19 protein-coding genes are annotated in these 21,986 nt (G+C 63.2%); 12 read left to right on the plus strand and 7 right to left on the minus strand.

Annotated elements, in window-relative coordinates:
• Positions 1-72: 72 nt before the first annotated feature.
• The 4 genes from fahA to glcC all read right to left on the minus strand — a co-directional run bounded on the left by fahA (position 73) and on the right by glcC (position 5,121).
• Complete coding sequence (gene fahA, locus ABQX22_RS23640; protein WP_349802303.1) at positions 73-1,371, minus strand: fumarylacetoacetase; 1,299 nt, start codon at positions 1,369-1,371, stop codon at positions 73-75.
• Complete coding sequence (gene hmgA / locus ABQX22_RS23645) at positions 1,368-2,684, minus strand: homogentisate 1,2-dioxygenase (RefSeq protein WP_349802304.1); 1,317 nt, start codon at positions 2,682-2,684, stop codon at positions 1,368-1,370. The genes fahA and hmgA overlap by 4 nt, the downstream gene beginning before the upstream one ends.
• Positions 2,685-2,927: 243 nt before the next feature.
• Positions 2,928-4,004, minus strand: coding sequence for a 4-hydroxyphenylpyruvate dioxygenase (gene hppD / locus ABQX22_RS23650; protein ID WP_349802305.1), 1,077 nt, complete (start codon positions 4,002-4,004; stop codon positions 2,928-2,930).
• 349 nt (positions 4,005-4,353) lie between these two features.
• Positions 4,354-5,121: a transcriptional regulator GlcC gene (glcC, locus tag ABQX22_RS23655; protein ID WP_349802306.1), complete on the minus strand. Its 768-nt coding sequence runs from the start codon at positions 5,119-5,121 to the stop codon at positions 4,354-4,356.
• Positions 5,122-5,365: 244 nt separating this feature from the next.
• Here glcC and glcD point away from each other — a divergent pair, with 244 nt between their 5' ends.
• The 5 genes from glcD to ABQX22_RS23680 all read left to right on the plus strand — a co-directional run bounded on the left by glcD (position 5,366) and on the right by ABQX22_RS23680 (position 12,018).
• Positions 5,366-6,865 carry a glycolate oxidase subunit GlcD gene (gene glcD / locus ABQX22_RS23660; RefSeq protein ID WP_349802307.1) on the plus strand — a complete coding sequence of 500 codons (1,500 nt, stop codon included), beginning with the start codon at positions 5,366-5,368 and terminating at the stop codon, positions 6,863-6,865.
• On the plus strand, positions 6,865-7,968 hold the full coding sequence (gene glcE / locus ABQX22_RS23665; protein WP_349802308.1) for a glycolate oxidase subunit GlcE: 1,104 nt from the start codon (positions 6,865-6,867) through the stop codon (positions 7,966-7,968). Before glcD ends, glcE begins: the two co-directional genes overlap by 1 nt.
• 2 nt (positions 7,969-7,970) lie before the next feature.
• Entirely contained in the window at positions 7,971-9,188 is a 1,218-nt protein-coding gene (gene glcF, locus ABQX22_RS23670; protein WP_349802309.1) for a glycolate oxidase subunit GlcF, read from the plus strand.
• Positions 9,189-9,237: 49 nt separating this feature from the next.
• Positions 9,238-9,645, plus strand: coding sequence for a heme-binding protein (locus ABQX22_RS23675; protein WP_349802310.1), 408 nt, complete (start codon positions 9,238-9,240; stop codon positions 9,643-9,645).
• A 195-nt stretch (positions 9,646-9,840) separates the two neighbouring features.
• Complete coding sequence (locus ABQX22_RS23680; protein WP_349802311.1) at positions 9,841-12,018, plus strand: malate synthase G; 2,178 nt, start codon at positions 9,841-9,843, stop codon at positions 12,016-12,018.
• 597 nt (positions 12,019-12,615) lie between these two features.
• Here ABQX22_RS23680 and ABQX22_RS23685 read toward each other — a convergent pair.
• On the minus strand, positions 12,616-13,632 hold the full coding sequence (locus tag ABQX22_RS23685; protein WP_349802312.1) for a LacI family DNA-binding transcriptional regulator: 1,017 nt from the start codon (positions 13,630-13,632) through the stop codon (positions 12,616-12,618).
• Positions 13,633-13,878: 246 nt separating this feature from the next.
• Here ABQX22_RS23685 and ABQX22_RS23690 point away from each other — a divergent pair, with 246 nt between their 5' ends.
• The 6 genes from ABQX22_RS23690 to ABQX22_RS23715 all read left to right on the plus strand — a co-directional run bounded on the left by ABQX22_RS23690 (position 13,879) and on the right by ABQX22_RS23715 (position 18,967).
• A complete protein-coding gene (locus ABQX22_RS23690; RefSeq protein WP_349802313.1) occupies positions 13,879-14,436 on the plus strand; it encodes a gluconokinase in 558 nt (185 codons plus the stop codon).
• A gap of 114 nt (positions 14,437-14,550) precedes the next feature.
• Positions 14,551-15,903 (plus strand): GntP family permease, encoded by a 1,353-nt coding sequence (locus tag ABQX22_RS23695; RefSeq protein ID WP_349802314.1) that lies wholly within the window; start codon positions 14,551-14,553, stop codon positions 15,901-15,903.
• Positions 15,904-16,425: 522 nt separating this feature from the next.
• Entirely contained in the window at positions 16,426-16,614 is a 189-nt protein-coding gene (csrA, locus tag ABQX22_RS23700) for a carbon storage regulator CsrA (protein ID WP_062380972.1), read from the plus strand.
• Between the two features lie 360 nt (positions 16,615-16,974).
• Positions 16,975-17,646 (plus strand): hypothetical protein, encoded by a 672-nt coding sequence (locus ABQX22_RS23705; protein WP_349802315.1) that lies wholly within the window; start codon positions 16,975-16,977, stop codon positions 17,644-17,646.
• Positions 17,646-18,065, plus strand: a complete 420-nt coding sequence (locus tag ABQX22_RS23710; RefSeq protein WP_349802316.1) for a phage holin family protein — start codon at positions 17,646-17,648, stop codon at positions 18,063-18,065. Before ABQX22_RS23705 ends, ABQX22_RS23710 begins: the two co-directional genes overlap by 1 nt.
• On the plus strand, positions 18,062-18,967 hold the full coding sequence (locus tag ABQX22_RS23715; protein WP_349802317.1) for a DUF3618 domain-containing protein: 906 nt from the start codon (positions 18,062-18,064) through the stop codon (positions 18,965-18,967). The genes ABQX22_RS23710 and ABQX22_RS23715 overlap by 4 nt, the downstream gene beginning before the upstream one ends.
• A gap of 86 nt (positions 18,968-19,053) precedes the next feature.
• On the opposite strand, the gene ABQX22_RS23720 is transcribed toward ABQX22_RS23715, so the two are convergent.
• Positions 19,054-19,290: a DUF465 domain-containing protein gene (locus ABQX22_RS23720; RefSeq protein ID WP_349802318.1), complete on the minus strand. Its 237-nt coding sequence runs from the start codon at positions 19,288-19,290 to the stop codon at positions 19,054-19,056.
• 201 nt (positions 19,291-19,491) lie between these two features.
• Here ABQX22_RS23720 and ABQX22_RS23725 point away from each other — a divergent pair, with 201 nt between their 5' ends.
• Positions 19,492-20,736: a M20/M25/M40 family metallo-hydrolase gene (locus tag ABQX22_RS23725; RefSeq protein ID WP_349802319.1), complete on the plus strand. Its 1,245-nt coding sequence runs from the start codon at positions 19,492-19,494 to the stop codon at positions 20,734-20,736.
• 268 nt (positions 20,737-21,004) lie between these two features.
• On the opposite strand, the gene ABQX22_RS23730 is transcribed toward ABQX22_RS23725, so the two are convergent.
• On the minus strand, positions 21,005-21,949 hold the full coding sequence (locus ABQX22_RS23730) for a ketopantoate reductase family protein (RefSeq protein ID WP_349802320.1): 945 nt from the start codon (positions 21,947-21,949) through the stop codon (positions 21,005-21,007).
• Between the last annotated feature and the right edge of the window lie 37 nt (positions 21,950-21,986).

The raw sequence follows: 21,986 nt of genomic DNA on the forward strand, positions 1-21,986 counted from the left end.
GTACTGTCGGTACATCTGTATTGCCTGACACATCGCCTTCGCGGGCAAGCGCGCTCCTACAAATGACCTGAATCAACCGACAATCACGCCGCGGCATTCACCAAACCCGATGCTGACTTGCCCTGCCCTGCGGCAGCGGGCAGTGAGGATCACTTCGTCTCCGGGCTGGAGGAAGGTCCGGGTTTCGCCGCCCGGCAGTTCGAGGGTGTGCAGGCCGCCTTCGGTCATTTCCAGCAGGCTGCCGAACTGCCCCGCATAGGGCCCCGACAACGTGCCGGTGCCGAACAGGTCCCCGGCCTGCAAGGCACAGCCGTTGGCGCTGTGGTGGGTGACCATCTGCGCCACCGTCCAGTACATGTTCAGCGTGTTGCTCGCGCCCAGGCCATGGGGCGCCAGGCCTTGCGCTTTCATCTGCGCGGTCTGGATCAGCACTTCCAGTTCGACATCCAGCGCGCCCTGGGCCTGGTCGTCGGCGTCGAACAAATAGGGCAACGGTGCCGGGTCGCGTGGCGGACGCTTGGGCTGGGCGGACCTGAACGGCGCCAGTGCCTCGGCGGTTACTACCCAGGGCGACAGCGTCGTGGCGAAGCTTTTCGACAGGAACGGCCCCAACGGCTGGTACTCCCAGGCCTGCAGGTCCCGCGCGGACCAGTCGTTGAGCAGGCAAAAACCGGCGATGTGCTGCTCCGCCTCCGCGATGGCGATCGGTTCCCCCGCTTTGTTGCCGGGACCGATCCATACGCCGACTTCCAGCTCGTAATCCAGCCGCTGGCTCGGCCCAAACGCCGGGACTTCCGAGCCCGGCGCCAGGGTCTGGCCGTTGGGGCGTTTCACCGGCGTGCCCGATACGCATAACGTCGAGGCGCGGCCGTGGTAGGCAATGGGCACGTATTTGTAGTTGGGCAACAGCGGGCTGTCCGGGCGGAACAGTTTGCCGACGTTGGTCGCGTGATGAATCCCCACGTAGAAATCGGTGTAATCGCCGACCCGCGCGGGCAGGTGCATCTGGCACTCGTTCATCGGCCGCAACAGCGTCTCGGCCATCGCCTCCAGCCGCTCGCGGTACGGGCTTTTCTCGTCCAGCAGGTGCAGCAGGTCCGCGCGCAGGGCCTGACGGGCCGAGGCGCCGAGGGCGAAGAAATCATTGAGCTGATCGCGGCTGGCGGCTTCGGCGGCCAACCGCGCGACGCCGTTGAACAGGCTGGCGTCCAGTGCCGCCTTGAGATCGAAAATACGCTCGCCGATGGCCACCCCGCCCCGCCGGCTGCCGTTGCGGTGGCTGAACACGCCGAAGGGCAGGTTCTGCAACGGGAAGTCCGGATGGTCGTTGGCCGACGCTACCCAGCTGCGCAAGTGCCGTGGCGTGTTCATCGTGGCGTGTCCGAATTGAAGGGTTTGAAAGTTCGGGCCATGTCGCTCCAGCAGCCGTCGTAGTCAGCCTGCAGCTCGGGGCACTGCAGCGCATGGAGGCTGGGGCGCAGCACGCTGCCGGTCTCGAACATGAACGCCAGGGTCTGCTCGATCTTGTGCGGTGCGAGGGTCGCGGCCATGGCTTTTTCGGCGGTGGCGTTGTCCGGCCCGTGGGCACTCATGCAGTTGTGCAACGAGCCGCCGCCGGGCATGAAACCCTCGGCCTTGGCGTCGTAGGTGCCTTCGATCAGGCCCATGAATTCGTTCATCACGTTGCGGTGGAACCACGGCGGGCGGAAGGTCTTTTCCGCGACCATCCAGCGCGGCGGAAAGATCACGAAATCCACGTTGGCCTGGCCGTGGGTTGCGCCCGGCGAGGTCAAGACCGTGAAAATCGACGGGGCCGGGTGGTCGTAACTGACCGTGCCCAGGGTGTTGAAGCGGCGCAGGTCATAGGCGTACGGCACGTTGTTGCCGTGCCAGGCGACCACGTCGAACGGCGAATGCGCCAGGGTGGTCGCCCACAGCTCACCGAGAAACTTCTGCACCAGCACCACCGGCGTTGTGCTGTCCTCAAAACAGGCCACCGGCGCCAGGAAATCCCGAGGGTTGGCCAGGCCATTGCTGCCGATGGGCCCCAGGTCCGGCAGGCGCAAGGGACTGCCGTGGTTCTCGCAGATATAGCCGCGGGCGCTGCTGTCCTTGAGCTGGACGCTGAACTTGAGACCCCGGGGCAGCACGGCGATCTGCTGGGGCGCGATGTCCAGCACCCCAAGCTCCGTGACGATGCGCAACCGACCCTGCTGCGGCACGATCAACCATTCGCCATCGGCATTGAAAAACGCGCGCTGCATCGAGGCGTTGGCGGCGTACACGTACAGGCTGACACCATCGGCCTGACCGGCGGCCGAGGTGCTGGCGAGGGCGATCAGGCCGTCGATGAAATCGGTGGGCTGCGCAGGGATCGGGAAAGGGTTCCAACGCAGCCGGTTGGGGGTGATCGGGCCTTGTTGCTGGCCACGTATTTGCGTTTCAAGCCGCTGATAACGCGGATGACTGGCCGACGGCTGAATGCGGTACAGCCAGGTGCGACGGGCTTCGCTGCGGGGGACCGTGAACGCGGTGCCGGAAAACTGCTCAGCGTACAGGCCCAGGGGATGCCGCTGCGGGGAGTTCTGCCCCACCGGCAGCGCGCCGGGGATGGCCTCGCTGCTGAAGTGATTGCCGAAACCGCTTTGATAGGTCAGGGCGTCAGGCGCATGGAGTGTGAACATCGCGACCTCTTGTTTTGTGGAGGGTAACAATCACCACTTCTCAATGGGGATACGCTTTTCGCTCTTGATTCTGGCCGAAGGCCGTGGGAGCTGGCTTGCCTGCGATCTGCCGGGCACCGGCAGTGAAACCTGAGCACGCGGTATGTCCGGTGTGCCGAGGCCTCTGGTTCTGGGGCCGCTTCGCGTCCCATCGCCGACAAGTCAGGCTCCCACGCCCTCCGGGCAGAAGCGGGCTTGAAGCACTTAACCTGCGGTCAACACCCCGCGCCGCAGCTGGTCGCGTTCGATGGATTCAAACAGCGCCTTGAAATTGCCTTCGCCGAAGCCGTCGTCGCCCTTGCGCTGGATGAATTCGAAGAACACCGGGCCCATCAGGGTTTCCGAGAAGATCTGCAGCAACAGCCGCTGGCTGCCGCCTTCGGACGTACCGTCCAGCAGAATCCCCCTGGCCTGCAGCTGATCCACGGGCTCGCCGTGCTCAGGCAAGCGTTCGTCCAGCATCTCGTAGTACGTCCCGGGCGGCGGGGTCATGAAGCGCATGCCGAGAGCTTTCAACGCGTCCCAGGTCTTGATCAGGTCTTCGGTGAAAAACGCCACGTGCTGAATGCCTTCGCCGTTGAACTGCATCAGGAACTCTTCGATCTGCCCCGCGCCCCTGGACGATTCTTCATTGAGCGGGATGCGTATCATGCCGTCCGGCGCGCTCATGGCCTTGGACGTCAGGCCGGTGTACTCGCCCTTGATGTCGAAATAGCGCAGCTCACGGAAGTTGAACAGCTTCTCGTAGAAGTTGGCCCAGTACGCCATGCGGCCGCGATAGACGTTGTGGGTCAGGTGATCGATGAAGGTCAGGCCCGCGCCTTCGGGGTGGCGGTTGACGCCCTCGATGAACACGAAATCGATGTCGTAGATCGAGGTGCCTTCGCCGAAGCGGTCAATCAGGTACAGCGGCGCGCCGCCAATGCCCTTGATGGCCGGGAGCCGCAACTCCATGGGGCCGGTGGCGATGTCGATGGGTTGCGCGCCCAGTTCCAGCGCGCGGGCGTAGGCCTGTTGCGAGTCCTTGACCCGGAACGCCATCCCGCACACCGAGGGGCCGTGCTCGGCGGCGAAATAGGACGCTTCGCTGTGGGGCTCGTTGTTGAGGATCAGGTTGATGGCGCCCTGCCGGTACAGCGACACGTTCTTGGAACGGTGCTGGGCGACTTTGCTGAAACCCATCATCTGAAACACGGGTTCAAGAACACCGGGGACCGGCGAGGCGAATTCGATGAACTCGAAGCCCATCAGCCCCATGGGGTTTTGGTAGAGGTCAGTCATGGTCTTGCTCCTGGAAAGTGAGTGGCGTGAAGCCGGTATCACAGTCCAGCAGGTGGCGCGCACGGGATGCCGCGTACGCTGCGGGCGAGAAAATCGCCGAAGATGAGCTGAAGACCAAAACGTTTCATGGAGGAAAGAGTACTCCGGCTTAGCCGATTGCGCCTGCCATGGCGTCGTTATTGTTGTTGGAAGATCAATTGAAGCAGCGGGTAAATTGCGGGCTGGGCGGGCGACTGTCAAGCCACGCAGTTGACCTGTAGGCGCGCGCTTGCCTGCGATGGCGGTTTGTCAGGCGACGGCCCTGCTGAATGTGCCGACACCTCGCGGGCAAGCGCGCTCCTACCATGCATCATGTCCACCCCTCCAGCCGCAAGGTGGCCCGGACCAGGCGCTGTTCTTCGTTTTCGATCTCCCGCAGGTTGTCGCAAATGCTCTGGATATGGGCGATGGCCGCTTTGCGCGCCTGCTCCGGCAAACGGCCGGTCACGGCGTTGTACAGCCGGGCGTGATGGCGGTCGATCTGCTTCTTCTGCGCTTCCCGGTGGTACAGGTTGTTGACCGAGGCAAACACGGTGTTGAGCAACAGGTCGGTCAGTGAACGCAGGGTCTGCACCAGCACCGGGTTGTGCGACGCCTCGCAGATGGCCAGGTGGAATGCATGATCCAGTCGCGCATGGGCGGACGCGTCCAGCGCCTGGTCATGGGCCGCCACCAGGGCGTCGTAACTGCGGGTGATCAGCACAAAATCAGCATCGGTGCCGCGCAATGCGGCCAGCCGCGCCGATTCGCCTTCCAGCAGGCTGCGCACTTCAAACAGGTCATACAGGGTGCGCGGTTGCGAGCCGAACAGGTGCAACAGCGGCGAACTGGCCGTCACGCCGTCCATCCGCGCAACGAATGAACCCTTGCCCTGCCGGGTGTCGATGATGCCCCGGGCCCGCAGCAATTTGAGCCCTTCGCGTAGCGCCGTGCGCGAGACACCGAGCTTTTCGGTCAGGCGCCGCTCCGACGGCAGCAACTGGCCGACCTTCAACACCCCGTCGACGATCAGTCGCTCGATACGTTCGCTGACCACGTCGGCCACTTGCGGCGCACGCACTGTTGTTGTGTTCTGCATGAGCGCTCTCACTGGTATGACCAGTCGACCCGACCAAAAGAAATCACCGGCCCGCTGTGTTTAACCTATTGATTGTTATTGGTTTAGCGACGCGTTGGCCGAAGAACGGTGCGAAAAACTGGTTCGACCAGCGCTGCAAGCCATGGACAGTAAGGCGGCCACGGCCAATGATGCAAGCATGCCCGGCGATCGATCATTCATCGACCAGGCCCTTATAAAAACAAAACAGGGTGACGAACCCCTCATGAATATCCTGTACGACGAACGCGTCGACGGCGTGCTGCCTGACACCGACAAGGCCCTGCTGCTGCAGGCGTTGCAATCCAGACTGCCCGACCTGGACATCCTCCACCGCGAGGAAGAACTGCGTCCGTACGAATGCGACGGCCTGTCCGCCTACCGCACCACGCCGATGCTGGTGGTGTTGCCCGAACGCCTCGAGCAAGTCCAGACCCTCCTCAAGCTGTGTCACGAACGCCGTGTGCCCGTGGTCGCCCGTGGCGCTGGCACCGGGCTGTCCGGTGGCGCACTGCCGCTAGAAAAAGGCGTGCTGCTGGTGATGGCGCGGTTCAACAAGATCCTGCACATCGACCCCGCCGGCCGCTTCGCCCGGGTGCAGCCCGGCGTGCGCAACCTGGCAATTTCCCAGGCCGCGGCCCCCTTCGATCTGTATTACGCGCCGGACCCTTCTTCGCAGATCGCCTGCTCCATCGGCGGCAACGTGGCGGAAAACGCCGGCGGCGTGCACTGTCTCAAATACGGCCTGACCGTTCACAACCTGCTGTCGGTGGACATCCTCACCGTCGAGGGCGAGCGCATGGTGCTGGGGTCCGAGGCGCTGGATTCGCCCGGCTTCGACCTGCTGGCGCTGTTCACCGGCTCCGAAGGCATGCTGGGGGTCATCACCGAAGTCACGGTCAAGCTGCTGCCCAAACCGCAAGTGGCCCGGGTGCTGCTGGCGGCCTTCGATTCGGTGGAAAAAGCCGGACGCGCGGTGGCCGACATCATTGCCGAAGGCATCATCCCCGGCGGGCTGGAGATGATGGACAACCTGGCCATTCGCGCCGCCGAAGACTTCATCCACGCCGGCTACCCGGTGGACGCCGAGGCCATCCTGCTGTGCGAACTCGATGGCGTCGAAGCCGACGTGCACGACGACTGCGACCGGGTCCGCGCCGTGCTCGAAAAAGCCGGCGCCACCGAAGTGCGCCAGGCCAAAGACGAAGCCGAGCGTGTGCGCTTCTGGGCCGGGCGCAAGAACGCCTTCCCCGCCGTTGGCAGGCTGTCGCCGGATTACTACTGCATGGACGGCACCATTCCGCGTCGGGAACTGCCGGGCGTGCTGAAGGGCATTTCCGCGTTGTCCGAGGAATACGGCCTGCGGGTGGCCAACGTCTTCCACGCCGGGGACGGCAACATGCACCCGCTGATCCTGTTCGACGCCAACCAGCCCGGCGAGCTGGACCGCGCCGAAGCCCTGGGTGGCAAGATCCTGGAATTGTGCGTGAAGGTCGGCGGCAGCATCACCGGCGAGCACGGCGTCGGGCGCGAAAAGATCAATCAGATGTGCGCGCAGTTCAACAGCGACGAGCTGACCCTGTTTCATTCGATCAAGGCGGCGTTCGACCCCAGCGGCATGCTCAATCCCGGCAAGAACATCCCGACCCTGCATCGCTGCGCAGAATTCGGCGCGATGCACGTGCACATGGGCAAAGTGCCCTTCCCTGAACTGGAGCGATTCTGATGGGCGCCGAACGTCAACGACCCGAACCCGTCATCCCGCAGGATCGCGATGCCAGCGCGGCACTGGTGGCGCAGGTGAACGCCGCCATCCAGGTCGGCATGCCGCTGCGCATCCAAGGCGCCAACAGCAAGGCGTTTCTGGGGCGTGAAGTGGCCGGCGAAGTGCTGGACACCCGCGCGCATCGCGGCATCGTCACCTACGACCCGACCGAACTGGTGATCACCGCCCGCGCCGGAACGCCGTTGAGCGAATTGTCCGCGGCGCTGGACGCGGCCGGGCAGATGCTGCCGTGCGAACCGCCGAGCTTCAGCGACAACGGCGTCAGCGATGCCACGGTCGGCGGCATGATCGCCGCCGGGCTGTCCGGGCCGCGCCGCCCGTGGTCGGGTTCGGTACGGGATTTTGTCCTTGGCACCCGGGTCATCACCGGCCACGGCAAGCACCTCAGGTTTGGCGGCGAAGTGATGAAGAACGTCGCCGGCTATGACCTGTCGCGCTTGCTCGCCGGCAGCTTCGGCTGCCTGGGGGTGATCACCGAAGTGTCGTTGAAAGTGCTGCCCAAACCGCGCCTGTGCACCAGCCTGTTGCTGGAGATGGACGCCGGACACGCCCTCGCCCGCCTGGCGCAATGGGGCCAGCAGCCGCTGCCCATCAGCGCGGCCAGCCATGATGGCCGGGTACTGCGCTTGCGCCTGGAAGGCGGCGAAGGCTCGGTAGCGGCGGCCCATGACCGACTGGGCGGCGAACCCATCGACCCTGCGTATTGGGGCGAACTGAACGCGCACCGGCTGGATTTTTTCACGGATGGCCGCCCGCTGTGGCGACTGTCGGTGCCCAATAACACCGGCGTGCTGAACCTGCCGGGCGATCAGTTGATCGACTGGGGCGGTGCGCAACGCTGGCTCAAATCCGAGGCCGGCGGCGCCGAGATTCGCGCCATCGTCAGCGAAGTCGGCGGCCATGCTCTGTGCTACAGCCATGGCCTGGAGGACAGCCCGTTCCATCCCCTGCCCTCGCCGCTGCTGCGCTATCACCGCCAACTCAAGGCGCAACTCGATCCGCACGGACTCTTCAATCCGGGCCGAATGTACGCGGAGATCTGACCATGCAGACCACCCTGAGCGAACAGGCCCGGCGCCTGCCCCGTGGCGAAGAAGCCGAAAGCATTTTGCGCAGCTGCGTGCACTGCGGCTTCTGCAACGCGACCTGTCCGACGTATCAGCTGCTGGGCGACGAACTGGACGGTCCGCGCGGTCGGATTTATCTGATCAAGCAGGTGCTGGAAGGCAACGAGGTCACGGAAAAGACCCAGCTGCACCTGGACCGCTGCCTGTCCTGCCGCAACTGCGAAACCACCTGCCCGTCCGGCGTCAAATACCACAACCTGCTGGACATCGGCCGCGCGGTGGTGGACGCCGCCGTGCCGCGCCCGATGGCCCAGCGCCTGCTGCGCGAGGGGTTGCGCGCGGTGGTGCCGAATGTCGGCGTGTTCAAATCCCTGACCCAGATGGGCGCAGCGTTTCGCCCTTTGCTGCCGGGCAGCCTGAAAACCAAACTGCCGGCGCACATCCGCCCGGCCACGGCACGCCCGACGCAACAGCACGCGCGCCAGGTGTTGATGCTCGAAGGCTGCGTGTTGCCGGCGTTGTCGCCCAACACCAACGGTGCGGCGGCGCGGGTGCTGGACCGGTTGGGCATCAGCGTCAAACCCATCACGCAAGCCGGCTGCTGCGGCGCCGTGGATTACCACTTGAATGCGCAGGATGCGGGGCTTGATCGCGCGCGACGCAACATCGACGCCTGGTGGCCGGCCATCGAGTCCGGCGCCGAAGCCATCGTGCAAACAGCCAGCGGCTGCGGCGCGTTCGTCAAAGAGTACGGCCACTTGCTGCGGGACGATCCGGCGTACGCCAGCAAGGCGGCGAAGGTCAGCGAACTGACCCGGGACCTGGTGGAAATCCTGCGCGCCGAACCCCTGGAAAAGCTCGGCGCCTGCACCAGCCAGAAGCTGGCGTTTCATTGCCCCTGCACCTTGCAGCACGCGCAGAAACTGGGTGGCGCGGTGGAAGCGGTGTTGACGCGCCTGGGCTTCAACTTGACCGCGGTGCCCGACAGCCATCTATGCTGCGGGTCGGCCGGCACCTACTCCATCACCCAACCAGGGCTGTCCCGGCAGTTGCGCGACAACAAGATGAGCGCCCTGGAAAGCGGCAACCCGGAGGTCATCGCCACCGCCAACATTGGCTGCCAGACGCATCTGGCCGGCGCGGGCCGGACCCCGGTGAAACATTGGATCGAACTGATCGAAGACGCTCTGCACTAACGCACACGCGCTCAAGACCTATAACAACACTTCCCCTCAGGAGAACTGCATGAAAACCAAGTCCGTACTGACCCAGACCGAAGTCACCCAGATCATCGCCGCTGCCCGCGCCGAAGCGCAGGGCAACAGTTGGCTGGTGTCGATTGCCGTGGTGGACGACGGCGGTCACCTGCTGGGGTTTGAACGCCTGGATGGCTGTTCGCCCATCGGCGGCTACATCGCCATCGAAAAAGCCCGCACCTCGGCCCTGGGTCGTCGTGAATCCAAGGGCTATGAAGAGATGATCAACGGCGGACGCACCGCCTTCACCACCGCGCCCCTGCTGACCTCGCTGGAAGGCGGCGTGCCGGTGATCGTCGACGGCGAAGTGATCGGCGCGGTGGGCGTGTCCGGCGTCAAGGCCGATCAGGACGCGCAGATTGCCAAGGCCGGTGTGGCGGCGGTGAATGCCGGCTGAGGCACCGCCAATACCCCTGCTGAAATGCAGACCCTTGTGGGAGCGGACCTGTCCGCGAATGCGGTGTTGAACCCGCCATAGATAGGTCGGCTGTACGGGCCTCTTCGCGGACAGGTCCGCTCCCACTTGATTTTCAGCGTTTTCACCGGCGTGGGAACGATCAGTACAGAATTTCCTTCCAAACGGAGAACCGAGATGACCGAATTCGTCAACCGTCACGACCTGAAAGTCGCGGCCAGTCTGCAGCGCTTTGTCGACGAGGACGTGCTTCCCGGAACCGGGCTGAACCCCGATATTTTCTGGGCCGATTTCAGCTCGCTGGTCCACGACCTCGCCCCCGTCAACCGAGAACTGCTGGCCGAGCGTGACCGCTTGCAGCTCCAGTTGGACAAGTGGCACAAATCCAACGCCGGGCCGGTCACCGACATGCCGGCCTACATCGCGTTTCTAGATTCCATCGGCTACCTGCAACCAGTGCCCGCCTCTGTTCAGGCCACCACCAGCAAGGTCGACATCGAAGTCAGCCAGCAGGCCGGCCCACAACTGGTGGTCCCCGCCGCCAACGCCCGCTATGCCTTGAACGCGGCGAATGCGCGCTGGGGCTCGCTGTACGACGCGCTGTACGGGACCGATGCCATCTCCAGCGCCAATGGTGCGGAAATCAAGGCCGGCTACAACCCGTTGCGCGGCGCCAAAGTCATTGCCTTCGCTCGCGCCTTTCTGGACCAGGCCGCCCCGCTCAGCAGCGGCTCTCATGTGGACGCCACCGCCTACGCCATCGACAGCGGCAGCTTGCGGGTAACCTTGGCCGACGGCAGCCAGACCGACCTGGCCCAGCCGGAAAAATACATCGGCTACCAGGGCGATCCGAAACAGCCCACTGCGATCCTGCTTAAAAACCACGACCTGCACGTCGAAATCCAGATCGACGCCACCAGCCCCATCGGCAGCACTGATCCTGCCGGGATCAAGGACCTGGTGGTGGAAGCGGCCCTGTCCACCATCATCGACTGCGAAGATTCGGTCGCGGCGGTGGACGCCGAAGACAAGCTGGTGATCTACCGCAACTGGCTCGGCCTGATGAAGGGCGACCTGACCGAAGAGCTGGTCAAGGGCGGCAAGACCATCACCCGGCGCCTGAACCCGGACCGCGAATACACCACCGCCGACGGCAATGCCCTGAAGCTGCACGGCCGCTCGCTGCTGTTCATCCGCAACGTCGGCCACCTGATGACTAACCCGGCCGTGCTGTACGACGGCGACAAGCAGATCCCCGAGGGCATCCTCGACGGCGTGATCACCAGCCTGATCGCCCTGCACGACCTGGAACGGCGCGGCAACTCCCGCGCCGGCAGCGTGTACATCGTCAAGCCGAAGATGCACGGCCCCGCGGAAGTGGCGTTCGCCGACACCCTGTTCGCCCGCATCGAAGACGTGCTGAAGCTGCCGCGCAATACCCTGAAAATGGGGATCATGGACGAAGAGCGGCGCACCAGCGTCAACCTCATGGCCTGCATTGCCGCGGCGTCGGCGCGGGTGGCGTTCATCAACACGGGTTTTCTGGACCGCACCGGCGACGAGATTCACACCGCCATGGAAGCCGGCCCGATGCTGCGCAAGGGCGACATGAAAGCCACGCCGTGGATCAAGGCGTACGAGCGCAATAACGTGCTGGTGGGCCTGGCCTGTGGCCTGCGCGGACGGGCGCAGATCGGCAAAGGGATGTGGGCCATGCCAGACCTGATGGCCGACATGCTCGAACAGAAAATCGCCCACCCGCAATCCGGTGCCACCACCGCCTGGGTCCCCTCGCCGACTGCCGCCACGCTGCACGCGCTGCATTATCACGCGGTCAACGTGAAGGCCATTCAGCAGGACCTGGAGCAGGTCGACCTGGACGGCGCCAGCGAGCAGATCCAGCTGGACCTGCTGACCGTGCCGGTGGCGGACGACCCGAAATGGACCACCGAGCAGATTCGCCAGGAGGTGGACAACAACGCGCAAGGGTTGCTGGGTTACGTGGTGCGCTGGGTCGAGCAAGGGGTGGGCTGTTCCAAGGTGCCGGACATCCATGACGTCGGCCTGATGGAAGACCGCGCAACGCTGCGCATTTCCAGCCAGCACCTGGCCAACTGGCTGCGCCATGGCGTGATCGACGAACACCACGTGATCGAGACCCTCAAGCGCATGGCCAAGATCGTCGATGCGCAGAACGCTGGCGATTCGGCCTACACGCCCATGGCACCGAACTTTGACCAGTCCGTGGCGTTTCAGGCGGCCAGGGACCTGGTGCTCAAGGGCCGTGAACAGCCGAGCGGGTACACCGAACCGTTGCTGCACCAGTTTCGGTTGAAGTTCAAGAAAGAGGATTGACCAGCACGGTGTGACGTGTAGGAGATCCCCCGTCGTCCAGACGCGGCGCAGTCGCGCAGCACACTGGGAGGCCTACGGTGCTTTTGATTCTGGCCGCAGGCCGTGGGAGCTGGCTTGTCCTGCGACCTGCCGGGAACCGGCAGTGAAACCTGTGCACGCGGCGCGTCTGACAGGCCGAGGACTGAGGTTTGGGGCCGCTGCGCAGCCCATCGTCGGCAAGCCGGACTCCCACGCCCTCCGGGCAGAAGCTGAACGGTGGAACGCCATCAACCCGCGCAGCTTTTGATTCTGGCCGCAGGCCGTGGGAGCTGGCTTGTCCTGCGATCTGCCGGGAACCGGCAGTGAAACCTGTCCACGCGGCGCGTCTGACAGGCCGAGGACTTAGGTTTGGGGCCGCTGCGCAGCCCATCGTCGGCAAGCCGGACTCCCACGCCCTCCGGGCAGAAGCAAGGTTGTTGAGCCTTCAAAATCAACAACAAATCCCTTGATTAATGAGAGCGCGCTTGCCCGCGATGGCGGCGGGTCAGCCAGTGAGTGTGTCGCAGACAGACCGCAATCGCGGGCAAGCGCGCTCCTACATAAATCTGCGCTATCACTTCACGTACTTTCCCGCACCACCAACTCAAACCCCAGATCAACCTGGGAGCGTTGCACCGTCCCGTCCAGCAGACCCAGCAGCAACTGCGCGGCGCGCTGGCCGACTTCTTCGCGGGGGGTACGGATGGAGGTCAGGCGCGGGACCATGTGTGCCGAACCCGGCAAGTCATTGAACCCGATCAACGACACGCGCTCGGGAATCCTGATCCCCCGTCGCAATGCTTCCAGCGCCGCGCCCTGGGCCAGGTCGTCGTTGCAGAAGAAGATGCCGTCCACGTCCGGGTGCTGCTCAAGCAAAGCTGCAAACAACTCCCCGCCCAACCCGATGGAAGATGGCTGCGGCGTCGACACCTGCAGCGTTTCGTCGTACACGCCAGCGGCTTCCAGCGCAGCGCGAAAGCCGGTGCCCCGTTGCAGCACCCGAGGGTCCAGTTGCGCGGCGATGTAGGCCAGACGCCGACGCCCGCGACTCAACAGGTGATGCGCCGCGGCCGCGCCGGCCTGCTGCTGGGAAAACCCGACGCAGGCTTCCGCGCGCTGCGGGTCCAGTTCCATCATGTGCACGCAGGGCACGCCGCTGGCGGACAGCAATTGCTGGGCCACCGGGCTGCGGTCGAAGCCGGTGAGCAGCATGCCCCGCGGCCGGTTAGCCAGGTGACTGCGCAGCAGGTTCTCCTCTTCCTGGGGCGAGTAGTGATAGTTGCCGATCACCACTTCCAGGCCACGGGGGCGCAACACCGCCTGAATCGCTTCAAGGGTTTCGATGAACAACTGGTTGGAGAGCGAGGGCACCAGCACCACCACGGTCTGGCTTTGAGACGACGCCAGCGCCCGGGCGGCAGGGTTGGCGACATAGCCTAGACTCAACGCCGCAGCCCGGACTTTTTCCACCAGCGCCGGCGCCACCGTGGCCACGCCACGCAGGGCTCTTGATGCGGTAATGGGTGAAACAGCGGCCAGTTGCGCGACCTGATCGAGGGTCGGGCGACCCGTGGAGCGGGAACCATTGCGTGTCATGCGTTGCCAACTGATAGGACAAAAGCTGAAGGGGTTGCAAATTGTGTCTGATGGGACCTAAGGTAGCGCTATCTCCGGGAGTCCCGCAACGCTTTCTTCGCACGCTTTCTTTACTCGAAAAACGGCAGGATCGATGCGATTGATGAACCACCGAGATACCCATAACAATGACTACACCTGGACACAGCGCCCTGGCCCCATCTTGGTAGCCGGTCAAGACAGCGCTGTCTTCGGGACGAGGTTTTTATGACAACTGCTCCACATGCAATTTCCGCCCTCGTGGTAATGGGTGTTTCCGGCTGCGGCAAAAGCGTCGTTGGCGCTGCAATCGCTGAAAACAGCGGAGGACGCCTGATTGAAGGCGATGCCTTCCACCCCCAGGCCAACATCGACAAGATGAGCGCCGGCCACCCCCTCGATGACGAAGACCGCGCCGGCTGGCTGACCCGCCTGGGCGAGGAACTGGCCACGGCCCTGCGCAATGGCGAACATCCCATCCTCACCTGCTCCTCCCTCAAGCTTCGTTACCGCGAAACCCTGCGCGCCGCCGTGCCTGGCCTGGGCTTCGTGTTTCTGGAGCTGAGCAAGGCAGAAGCCACCGAGCGCTGCGCCAACCGTCCGGGCCATTTCATGCCGGCCAGCCTGGTGGACAGCCAGTTCGCGACCCTGGAGCCACCGTACGGTGAAGACCGCACGCTGGTGGTCGACGCCACACAGTCCATCGAACAGATCGGCAAGCAAGCCGCCGACTGGTGGAAAGCTTCAAAAACCGCGTCCACTGAAGGCTCCCTGACCGGCGCTTGATCGGCGTTCAGGCGTGAGCGGCAAAGACAGCGCTGTCCGGATAGCACCACGACCCTCCCGGCCAGCGTTTGGCGATAGCTCCAAAAAAACAAAATACAACGGAGAGACACCCCCATGTTCGGTATGACCCAAGAGACGTATCTGCTGGTGGATGCGGTGGTGACCATCATCGGCCTTGTGCTGTTGATCACCCAGTTCAAAGTTCACCCCTTCGTAGCGCTGACCATCGCTGCGGGTTTTCTGGGCCTGACTTCCGGCATGCCGGTGGACAAGGTCATGAAGTCGTTCCAGGACGGTTTCGGCGGCGTGCTGGGCTTCGTCGGCATCATCCTTGGCCTGGGCACCATGCTCGGCAAGCTGATGGCCGATTCGGGCGGCGCCGACCAGATCGCGCAAACCCTGATCCGCCGCTTCGGCAAGGAGCGCGTGCACTGGGCCATGATGTTTTCGGCGTTTCTGGTGGGCATCCCGCTGTTCTTCGAAATCGGCTTCGTGCTGCTGATCCCGCTGGTGTTCATCGTCGCCCGTCGCAGCGGCGTGTCCATCGTCAAGATCGGCATCCCGCTGCTGGCAGGCCTGTCGGCGGTTCACGGCCTGGTGCCACCGCACCCGGGCCCGCTGCTGGCCATCGGCATCTTTAACGCTGACATCGGCAAGACCATCTTCTACGGTCTGATCGTTGCGTTGCCGACCGCCATCATTGCCGGTCCGATCTACGGCAAATGGATTTCCAAGTACATCCCCGGCAATCCGTCCCAGGAATTGATGGACCAGATCGCCAAGGAATCCACCAACGAAAACCTGCCGAGCTTCGCGATCACCCTGATCACGATCCTGCTGCCGGTGTTCCTGATGCTGCTCAAGACCTTTGCGGACGTCGCGCTCCCGGCCGGCCATATTTTCCGCATCTGGATGGACTTCATCGGTCATCCGATTGCCGCCCTGTTGTTTGCGCTGCTGCTGGCGTTCTACACCTTCGGTTCAGCACGCGGTTTCAGCCGCGAGCACGTCATCAAGCTGCTGGACCAGAGTTTGGCGCCAGTGGCGGCCATTGTGCTGATCGTCGGTGCCGGCGGTGGCTTCAAGCAGATGCTGGTGGACAGCGGCGTCGGCAACCTGATCGGTCACATGGCCGTGCAGGCGCAGATTTCGCCGATCCTGCTGGCCTGGCTGGTGGCGGCGGTGATTCGCATCGCGACCGGTTCGGCCACCGTTGCCACCATCACCGGCGCCGGTATCGTCGCGCCTGTGGTCGGCATGGTGCCAGGCGTCAACCGTGAGTTGCTGGTGCTGGCCACCGGTGCAGGTTCGTTGATCCTGTCCCACGTCAACGACGCCGGCTTCTGGCTGGTCAAGCAGTACTTCAACATGACCGTCTCCGAAACACTGAAGACCTGGACCGTGATGGAAACCATCCTCTCGGTGGTCGGCATCATCTTCATCATGTTGCTGTCGCTGGTGGTCTGACCCCCGCTGTATCCCTTGCAGGCCCACGTTGATCGTGGGCCTGCAGGTTTCTACGTGTTATGCCCTGTCATCTCCCCTTCCCCGTCGTCCCAGCTGCATCCAGTGTGGATCCATCCCCGCGCCTAAACACATGTCTTTTTGCCGTCGCACATTTACGAACTCCCCTACACTCCAGACAGGAGATCTCCTACAGGGGTGAGCCATGAAAAAATCTTCACTCCTCTGCACGAGTTCTTTGCATTAAAAGTAAAAGGAGTGTGCAATAGTCGCCGCCCCGGATTCGGCAACCACGGTTTGCACCCCTGAACACGGGGATTTGCCGTCAGAACCGGGCATAATTCGCATGCCGTTTAGGGCTCCAGGGCACTGCCGAGAATAAGAAAAAGAAGCTGGGGAATTAAAATCGCACCGATGACGTCATACTGATGGACGCATTTGGATGCAGTCGGCAAAAACCACCACCCAAAGGCTCACGCCAGCCTCTTGGTAGAGGCGCTTCATGAGGCCATCAAGGAAAAGATTATGTTGATACTCACCCGCAAAGTCGGCGAAAGCATAAACATCGGTGACGAAATCACCGTGACCATTCTGGGCGTACAAGGCCTGCAAGTCAGGCTCGGTATCAACGCACCGAAAAACGTTTCGGTTCACCGCGAAGAAATCTACAAACGCATTCAAGCCGAGATCGCACCGAACCAAGAGCCCCAATAATTCGGGCTGACGGTCTCTTGGGCGCAGTCTGCTTAATCCGAAAGCAGACTGCCTGCGCGGCACACCGCGCAGGCGCCGTTTGTAGATCACGCTTTTTGTGTGCCCCCCTGTCATTCCCCGCTGTCTTTCTGCCTTAAACCGATCTGAACCTCGTCGCAATTCCCCTTCTCCCCGGAAACACTGGCCACTGGCTGCCACTACCGCTTGTCCACCCGCTCGAACTCCCGCTAAAAACCGTCACTCCACCGTTTGTAACAGTTGAACGCTCGTACCTGGCCGAGCGCAGCAGTTCCAGACAGTCCGTTGTCGTCGTTGTGAACTGAGTCTGCCTTTACTTCGTAAATGGAAACGGTGAATACGATGTCCACAACTTATGAAAGCCCCAACAGCGCAGGCGACCCGGACAAAACGCCACCTGCGGCTGAACACCTGCAAAACCTTCAGGACGACGCCAAGGCGGCGCTCGACAGTGTCCGCGAACAGGGCACGGCGCAGTTCGAGCAGTACCGTGAAACCGCTGCCGAACAGCTGGCTTCACTGGCAGCAGGCGCCAAGTCGGCCGCCGAAAACATGCAGGACCACGACACCCTCGGCCTGTCGCATTACGTCACCGACGTCGCGGCGAGCATGAGCACGCTGGCCGAAGACCTGCGGGGCAAGAGTGCCGAAGAGCTGCTGCACAAGGCCGGTCAGTTGGCCAAGGACAACCCGGCGCTGTTCATTGCCGGGAGCATCGCGTTGGGGTTCGGATTGTCACGCTTCCTGCGCGCCTCCAGTCCCGACATCAACGCCGGGCCCTCCTCCCGTGTACCGAGTGACGACGCTGGCAATCCGTATCCTGAGCCTGCGGCAAGCCCTTCGGAATTTGACCCGCGCATCGCCTCCGATGAAGAACTGGTGACCACGCCACCGCACACCGACGACGTGTTCCACAGCGCACAACCGGGGACCTATCGCGCGCCAGGTGCACCTGATCGCGGTCAGCCCTACTCACCGGCTGATCCGTCCCCCACCCGACAAGGAGAGCTGTGATGGCCTTTAATCCTGAAACCGGCCCCACCGGGTCAAGCGATGGCGATACCTCGGTGCTGGGTCTGATCCGTCAACTGGCCCACGAAGTGCCTGCGCTGGTCACCAAGGAACTGGCCCTGGCCAAAGCCGAGATCAAGGAATCGATCACCACCACCAAAGCCGGGGTCGCCGCAGTTGCAGGCGGCGCCGTGGTGATGCTCGCCGGGTTGGTGATTCTTTTACTGGCGGGGGTGTATGCCCTGGCGATGATCATGGTCCCGTGGCTGGCGGCGTTGATTGTCGGCGTGGTCGCCATGGTCGTGGGCTTCATCATGGTCCAGTCAGGCAAAAAGCAATTTGACGCCTCGCACCTTACGCCTGAGCGCACGGTCAATTCCTTGAACAAAGACAAGGAAGCCATTCAGAGGAAAGTCTCATGAGCATCGACAGCAGCTTCGCCACCGAAGAATCCTTCGACCGCCCCAACAGGCCTGACCTGGAGGCTGAATCGGAAAAATCCCCGGAAACCCTGGAGCGTGAAATCGACGCCCGCCGCGCCAATATCGGCAACCTGGTCGACGCTCTGGAAAGCAAGCTGTCGCCCGGCCAGTTGATCGACGAAGCCCTGGCTTACGGCCGGCGAAATGGCGGTGAGTTTTTCGGCAATCTGGGCACCACGGTTAGGGCCAACCCCGTGCCCACCGTGCTGACCGGTGTGGGCCTGCTCTGGCTGATGATGGGCCAGAACCGCCAACCCTCCACCAGCACCGGTCCCTCGATGTTCAGCGGCCTGGGCGACAGCGTCAGCCACATGGCCGAGAGCGTCACCGACACCTTCGGCAACGCCAAGGCCCGGGTGCAGGAAACGGCCAATCGGATGAAGGATAAGGCCAGTCACCTGAGCGACAAGGCCCACGACTATTCCGACAGCGCCAGCGACATGGGCCACGGCGTCGGTGACAAGGTGTCCGCCGCCAGCCAGCGCCTCAATGCCACGGCCCACGACGCCAGCGATGCCCTTCGCCGCCAGGGTCAAAACCTGCAGTCGAGCCTGGGTTACATGCTCAAGGAGCAACCGTTGGCCCTCGCCGCCATCGGCATCGCACTGGGCGCAGCGATCGGTGCTGCCCTGCCCGCCACGGCCAAGGAAAATCAGGTCATGGGCCGGGCCAGTGATCGCCTCACCGACAAGGCCAAAACCATGGCCAGCGACGGTTATGCCAAGGCCACCGAAGCGGGCAAAGGTTTTGTCGATGACGTGAAATCCAGCGTATCGCAGCCCAAGACCGTCAAGCCCGAGGATGAGCCAGAACGGCCAACAGGGCCGAACCCGGCGGTCTAGGCCGCGTCCACGCAAAACAGCAACGCAAAAAAAAGCGGCAGGTCCATGACCTGCCGCTTTTTCTGTCCCGCGAATGCTGTTTAGCCTTATTGGCTCAGTTGCTGGACGATCTTGTCCTTGGCCAGCAGGCGTTTTTCCTTGAGTTTCTTCAGTTGATCATCGGATACATCCCCGGCCGATCCGGACTCGGCCTTCACCACGTCGGCATCGATTTCGTCGTACTGAGTCACCAGGTGGTTTAACTTCGGATCGCCGCCGCGGCGCTGGGCAAGTTCTTCCTTACTGATACTCAAATCCGCGTATAGATCGTGCTTGACTGGCATGAGGCACCTCTCTTCTGGCTGCGAGTGAACGTAATTCTATGAGGGTAGCTCACCCGGAAGGTTCGGTGATAGTTGCCCAATGGGGCCCCATCAGGCTAAAGCCTCCGTGGGCCGGGGGATGCGCGTTGCACGTGCGAAATGCGTCGGGAGCCGCTAGGGTGTGGCGACCACCTCCTCAATAACAACATCAGGGAACGCCGTATGATCCTGCCATTCTCCCGCTCCATCCTCGCGACCACCCTGGCCCTGGGCCTGACCCTGGGCATGGCGGCGTCCGCCGTTGCAGCGCCTCATCCGCAAGTCCAGGCGGATGCCGAGCAATACAAGGCCGAGGCCCTGAAACTGCTGGAGCGACTGGTGAACATCGACTCGGGTTCCGGCTACGAGCCGGGCTTGACCCAGGTGCGTGACATCACGGTCGATGAGTTAAAGAAACTCGGCTTCACCATTGAGACCTTCCCCAACACCGCGCCGGACAAAAGCAGCCACGTGGTGGCCACGCTCAAGGGCACCGGCAAGGCGAAAATCCTGTTGATGGCGCACATGGACACCGTGTTCAAGGAAGGCACAGCTGCCGCGCACCCGTTCACCATCAAGGACGGACGCGCCTACGGGCCAGGGGTCATGGACGACAAGGGCGGCATCGTTGCCGGGATCTACGCGCTGAAAATCCTCAAGAACCTGAACTTCAAGGACTACGCGCAGATCACCTTCCTGCTGGATGCCAGCGAAGAAACCGGCTCGGACGCTGCCACGGCGCTGATCCAGAAAGTCGCCAAGGCCCACGACGTGACGCTGAACCTGGAACCGGGGCGCCCCGCCGACGGCCTGGTGGTCTGGCGCAAAGGCAGCGGCACGGCGGTGGTCACCGTCAAGGGCAAGGCCTCCCACGCCGGCGTCGCACCGGAGCTGGGACGCAACGCCGCCATGGAAGCCGCCCATCAAATCCTGCAACTGGGCAAACTGGGCGACGCCGAGAAGAAGACGACCATCAACTTTACGGTGATCAACGCCGGCGACCGGATCAACGTGATCCCGGACATGGCCGTCGCCAAGGCTGACGTACGGGTGGCGGTGCCGGAGGAATTCGACCGGATTGAAAAAGACCTGGTGCGGGTGTCGGCCGACAAATCGATCCCGGAGACCGAAGTCACCACGCAATTGATCCGTGGCCTGCCGCCGATGCCGCAGACGGCCGAGTCAGACAAACTGGTGGACATGGCCCAAGGCATCTACGGCGAACTGGGTCGCAAGCTGACCATCGAAGGCAGCGGCGGCGCGGCGGATGCCAGCCTGGCGGCGGCGGTCGGCGTGCCCACGCTGGACGGGTTCGGCATCGTCGGCGGCGGCATCCACACCCCCGAGGAATACGCCGAAGTCGAAAGCGTCTCGCCCCGGATCTACCTGCTGACTCGGATGATCATGGAATTGTCGGCGGCTAAATAAGCCATAGATCGTTCCCACGCTCTGAGTGGGAATGCCTGCCGTGACGCTCCGCGTCACCGGGACGCGGAGCGTCCAAAACGCCGTTCCCACGCAGAGCGTGGGAACGATCAGTCAGGGACCGTTGGAGCGAGGCTTGCCCGCGAAGAGGCCGGTACAGGCGGTATATCTTCAGCGCCTGACACTCAGCCTTCGCGGGCAAGCCTCGCTCCAACAATGGCCGTCACATTCCCTGAAATAAGGAGTGAACGCTCCAACAGAGTCTTTCATCTCACCCTGGCGATTGCTCGCGCAGCCGCCGTGCTTCGTAGGCGTTGAGGTGCAGGTAGACGAAGTCCAGCACCGACAGCAACGGTCTTTCCCCACCGCTGGCGGCGCGCCGGGCGATCATATCGCCGATCACGTGTTCGACCTCGATAGGCGCGCCTCGCTCGATGTCGCGGAGCATCGACGCGGTCATCTTCGAACCAGCGGTGGTCAGCATTTTCTGGTGACGCAGGCGCACGTCGCTGCGTAACGGGTAGCCCTCCCGTTCGGCGACGCTGGCGCATTCCGACAGCAACTTCAGCACCAAGGGATCGCCCCCTGCCGCCAGCACGTCGCCAATCGCACCGCGCATCGCACAGGTGGCGCCAGCAGCGGTGGCAATGAAGCACCATTTCTCCCACATTTCCTGCACGATCTGCTGACTGAGGTTGGCGGCAAAGCCGGCATCGGCCAACGCTTCGGCGACCCGCAGGATGCGCGGTGTCAGCGCGCCACTGAGCTCGCCGAAGGACAGCTGGTTGGTGTCGTTCAAATGCAGGATCGCCCCTGACGTGTCGCGGTCCAGCGAGATCAGGCACTGTCCGCCGAGCACATTGCCGGGTTTGAAGCGCTCGGCCAGACGCTCAAGGTGCGCCATGCCGTTGAGCAGCGGCAGGATCAGTGTGTCCGGGCCTACCGCCACCGCGAACGTCTCCATGGCCGCTTCCAGGTCGTACGCCTTGCAACTGAGCAGGATCAAGTCATAGGGCAGATCCAGCCGTTGGGTCAGCACGTAGGGCGGTGACGGGTACTCGATGTTGCCCAGGGGACTGCGCACCACCAGGCCATCACGATCCAGCGCTTCGGCCCGCCCGGTCCTCACCAGGAAGGTCACGTCACGACCCGCTTCCAGCAATCGGCCGCCAAAATAGCCGCCGATCGCCCCCGCTCCCACGATCAATATGCGCATGTGCTGTCGATCCCTTTTTAGTCAATCGAACTGCCGT

Source organism: Xanthomonas sp. WHRI 1810A (genome assembly GCF_040202885.1).
GTDB lineage: Bacteria > Pseudomonadota > Gammaproteobacteria > Pseudomonadales > Pseudomonadaceae > Aquipseudomonas.

Coding starts and splice junctions, on each gene's coding strand:
- fahA (WP_349802303.1), bottom strand. CDS start 1,371: ATGAACACGCCACGGCACTTGCGCAGCTGGGTAGCGTCGGCCAACGAC.
- hmgA (WP_349802304.1), bottom strand. CDS start 2,684: ATGTTCACACTCCATGCGCCTGACGCCCTGACCTATCAAAGCGGTTTC.
- hppD (WP_349802305.1), bottom strand. CDS start 4,004: ATGACTGACCTCTACCAAAACCCCATGGGGCTGATGGGCTTCGAGTTC.
- glcC (WP_349802306.1), bottom strand. CDS start 5,121: ATGCAGAACACAACAACAGTGCGTGCGCCGCAAGTGGCCGACGTGGTC.
- glcD (WP_349802307.1), top strand. CDS start 5,366: ATGAATATCCTGTACGACGAACGCGTCGACGGCGTGCTGCCTGACACC.
- glcE (WP_349802308.1), top strand. CDS start 6,865: ATGGGCGCCGAACGTCAACGACCCGAACCCGTCATCCCGCAGGATCGC.
- glcF (WP_349802309.1), top strand. CDS start 7,971: ATGCAGACCACCCTGAGCGAACAGGCCCGGCGCCTGCCCCGTGGCGAA.
- ABQX22_RS23675 (WP_349802310.1), top strand. CDS start 9,238: ATGAAAACCAAGTCCGTACTGACCCAGACCGAAGTCACCCAGATCATC.
- ABQX22_RS23680 (WP_349802311.1), top strand. CDS start 9,841: ATGACCGAATTCGTCAACCGTCACGACCTGAAAGTCGCGGCCAGTCTG.
- ABQX22_RS23685 (WP_349802312.1), bottom strand. CDS start 13,632: ATGACACGCAATGGTTCCCGCTCCACGGGTCGCCCGACCCTCGATCAG.
- ABQX22_RS23690 (WP_349802313.1), top strand. CDS start 13,879: ATGACAACTGCTCCACATGCAATTTCCGCCCTCGTGGTAATGGGTGTT.
- ABQX22_RS23695 (WP_349802314.1), top strand. CDS start 14,551: ATGTTCGGTATGACCCAAGAGACGTATCTGCTGGTGGATGCGGTGGTG.
- csrA (WP_062380972.1), top strand. CDS start 16,426: ATGTTGATACTCACCCGCAAAGTCGGCGAAAGCATAAACATCGGTGAC.
- ABQX22_RS23705 (WP_349802315.1), top strand. CDS start 16,975: ATGTCCACAACTTATGAAAGCCCCAACAGCGCAGGCGACCCGGACAAA.
- ABQX22_RS23710 (WP_349802316.1), top strand. CDS start 17,646: ATGGCCTTTAATCCTGAAACCGGCCCCACCGGGTCAAGCGATGGCGAT.
- ABQX22_RS23715 (WP_349802317.1), top strand. CDS start 18,062: ATGAGCATCGACAGCAGCTTCGCCACCGAAGAATCCTTCGACCGCCCC.
- ABQX22_RS23720 (WP_349802318.1), bottom strand. CDS start 19,290: ATGCCAGTCAAGCACGATCTATACGCGGATTTGAGTATCAGTAAGGAA.
- ABQX22_RS23725 (WP_349802319.1), top strand. CDS start 19,492: ATGATCCTGCCATTCTCCCGCTCCATCCTCGCGACCACCCTGGCCCTG.
- ABQX22_RS23730 (WP_349802320.1), bottom strand. CDS start 21,949: ATGCGCATATTGATCGTGGGAGCGGGGGCGATCGGCGGCTATTTTGGC.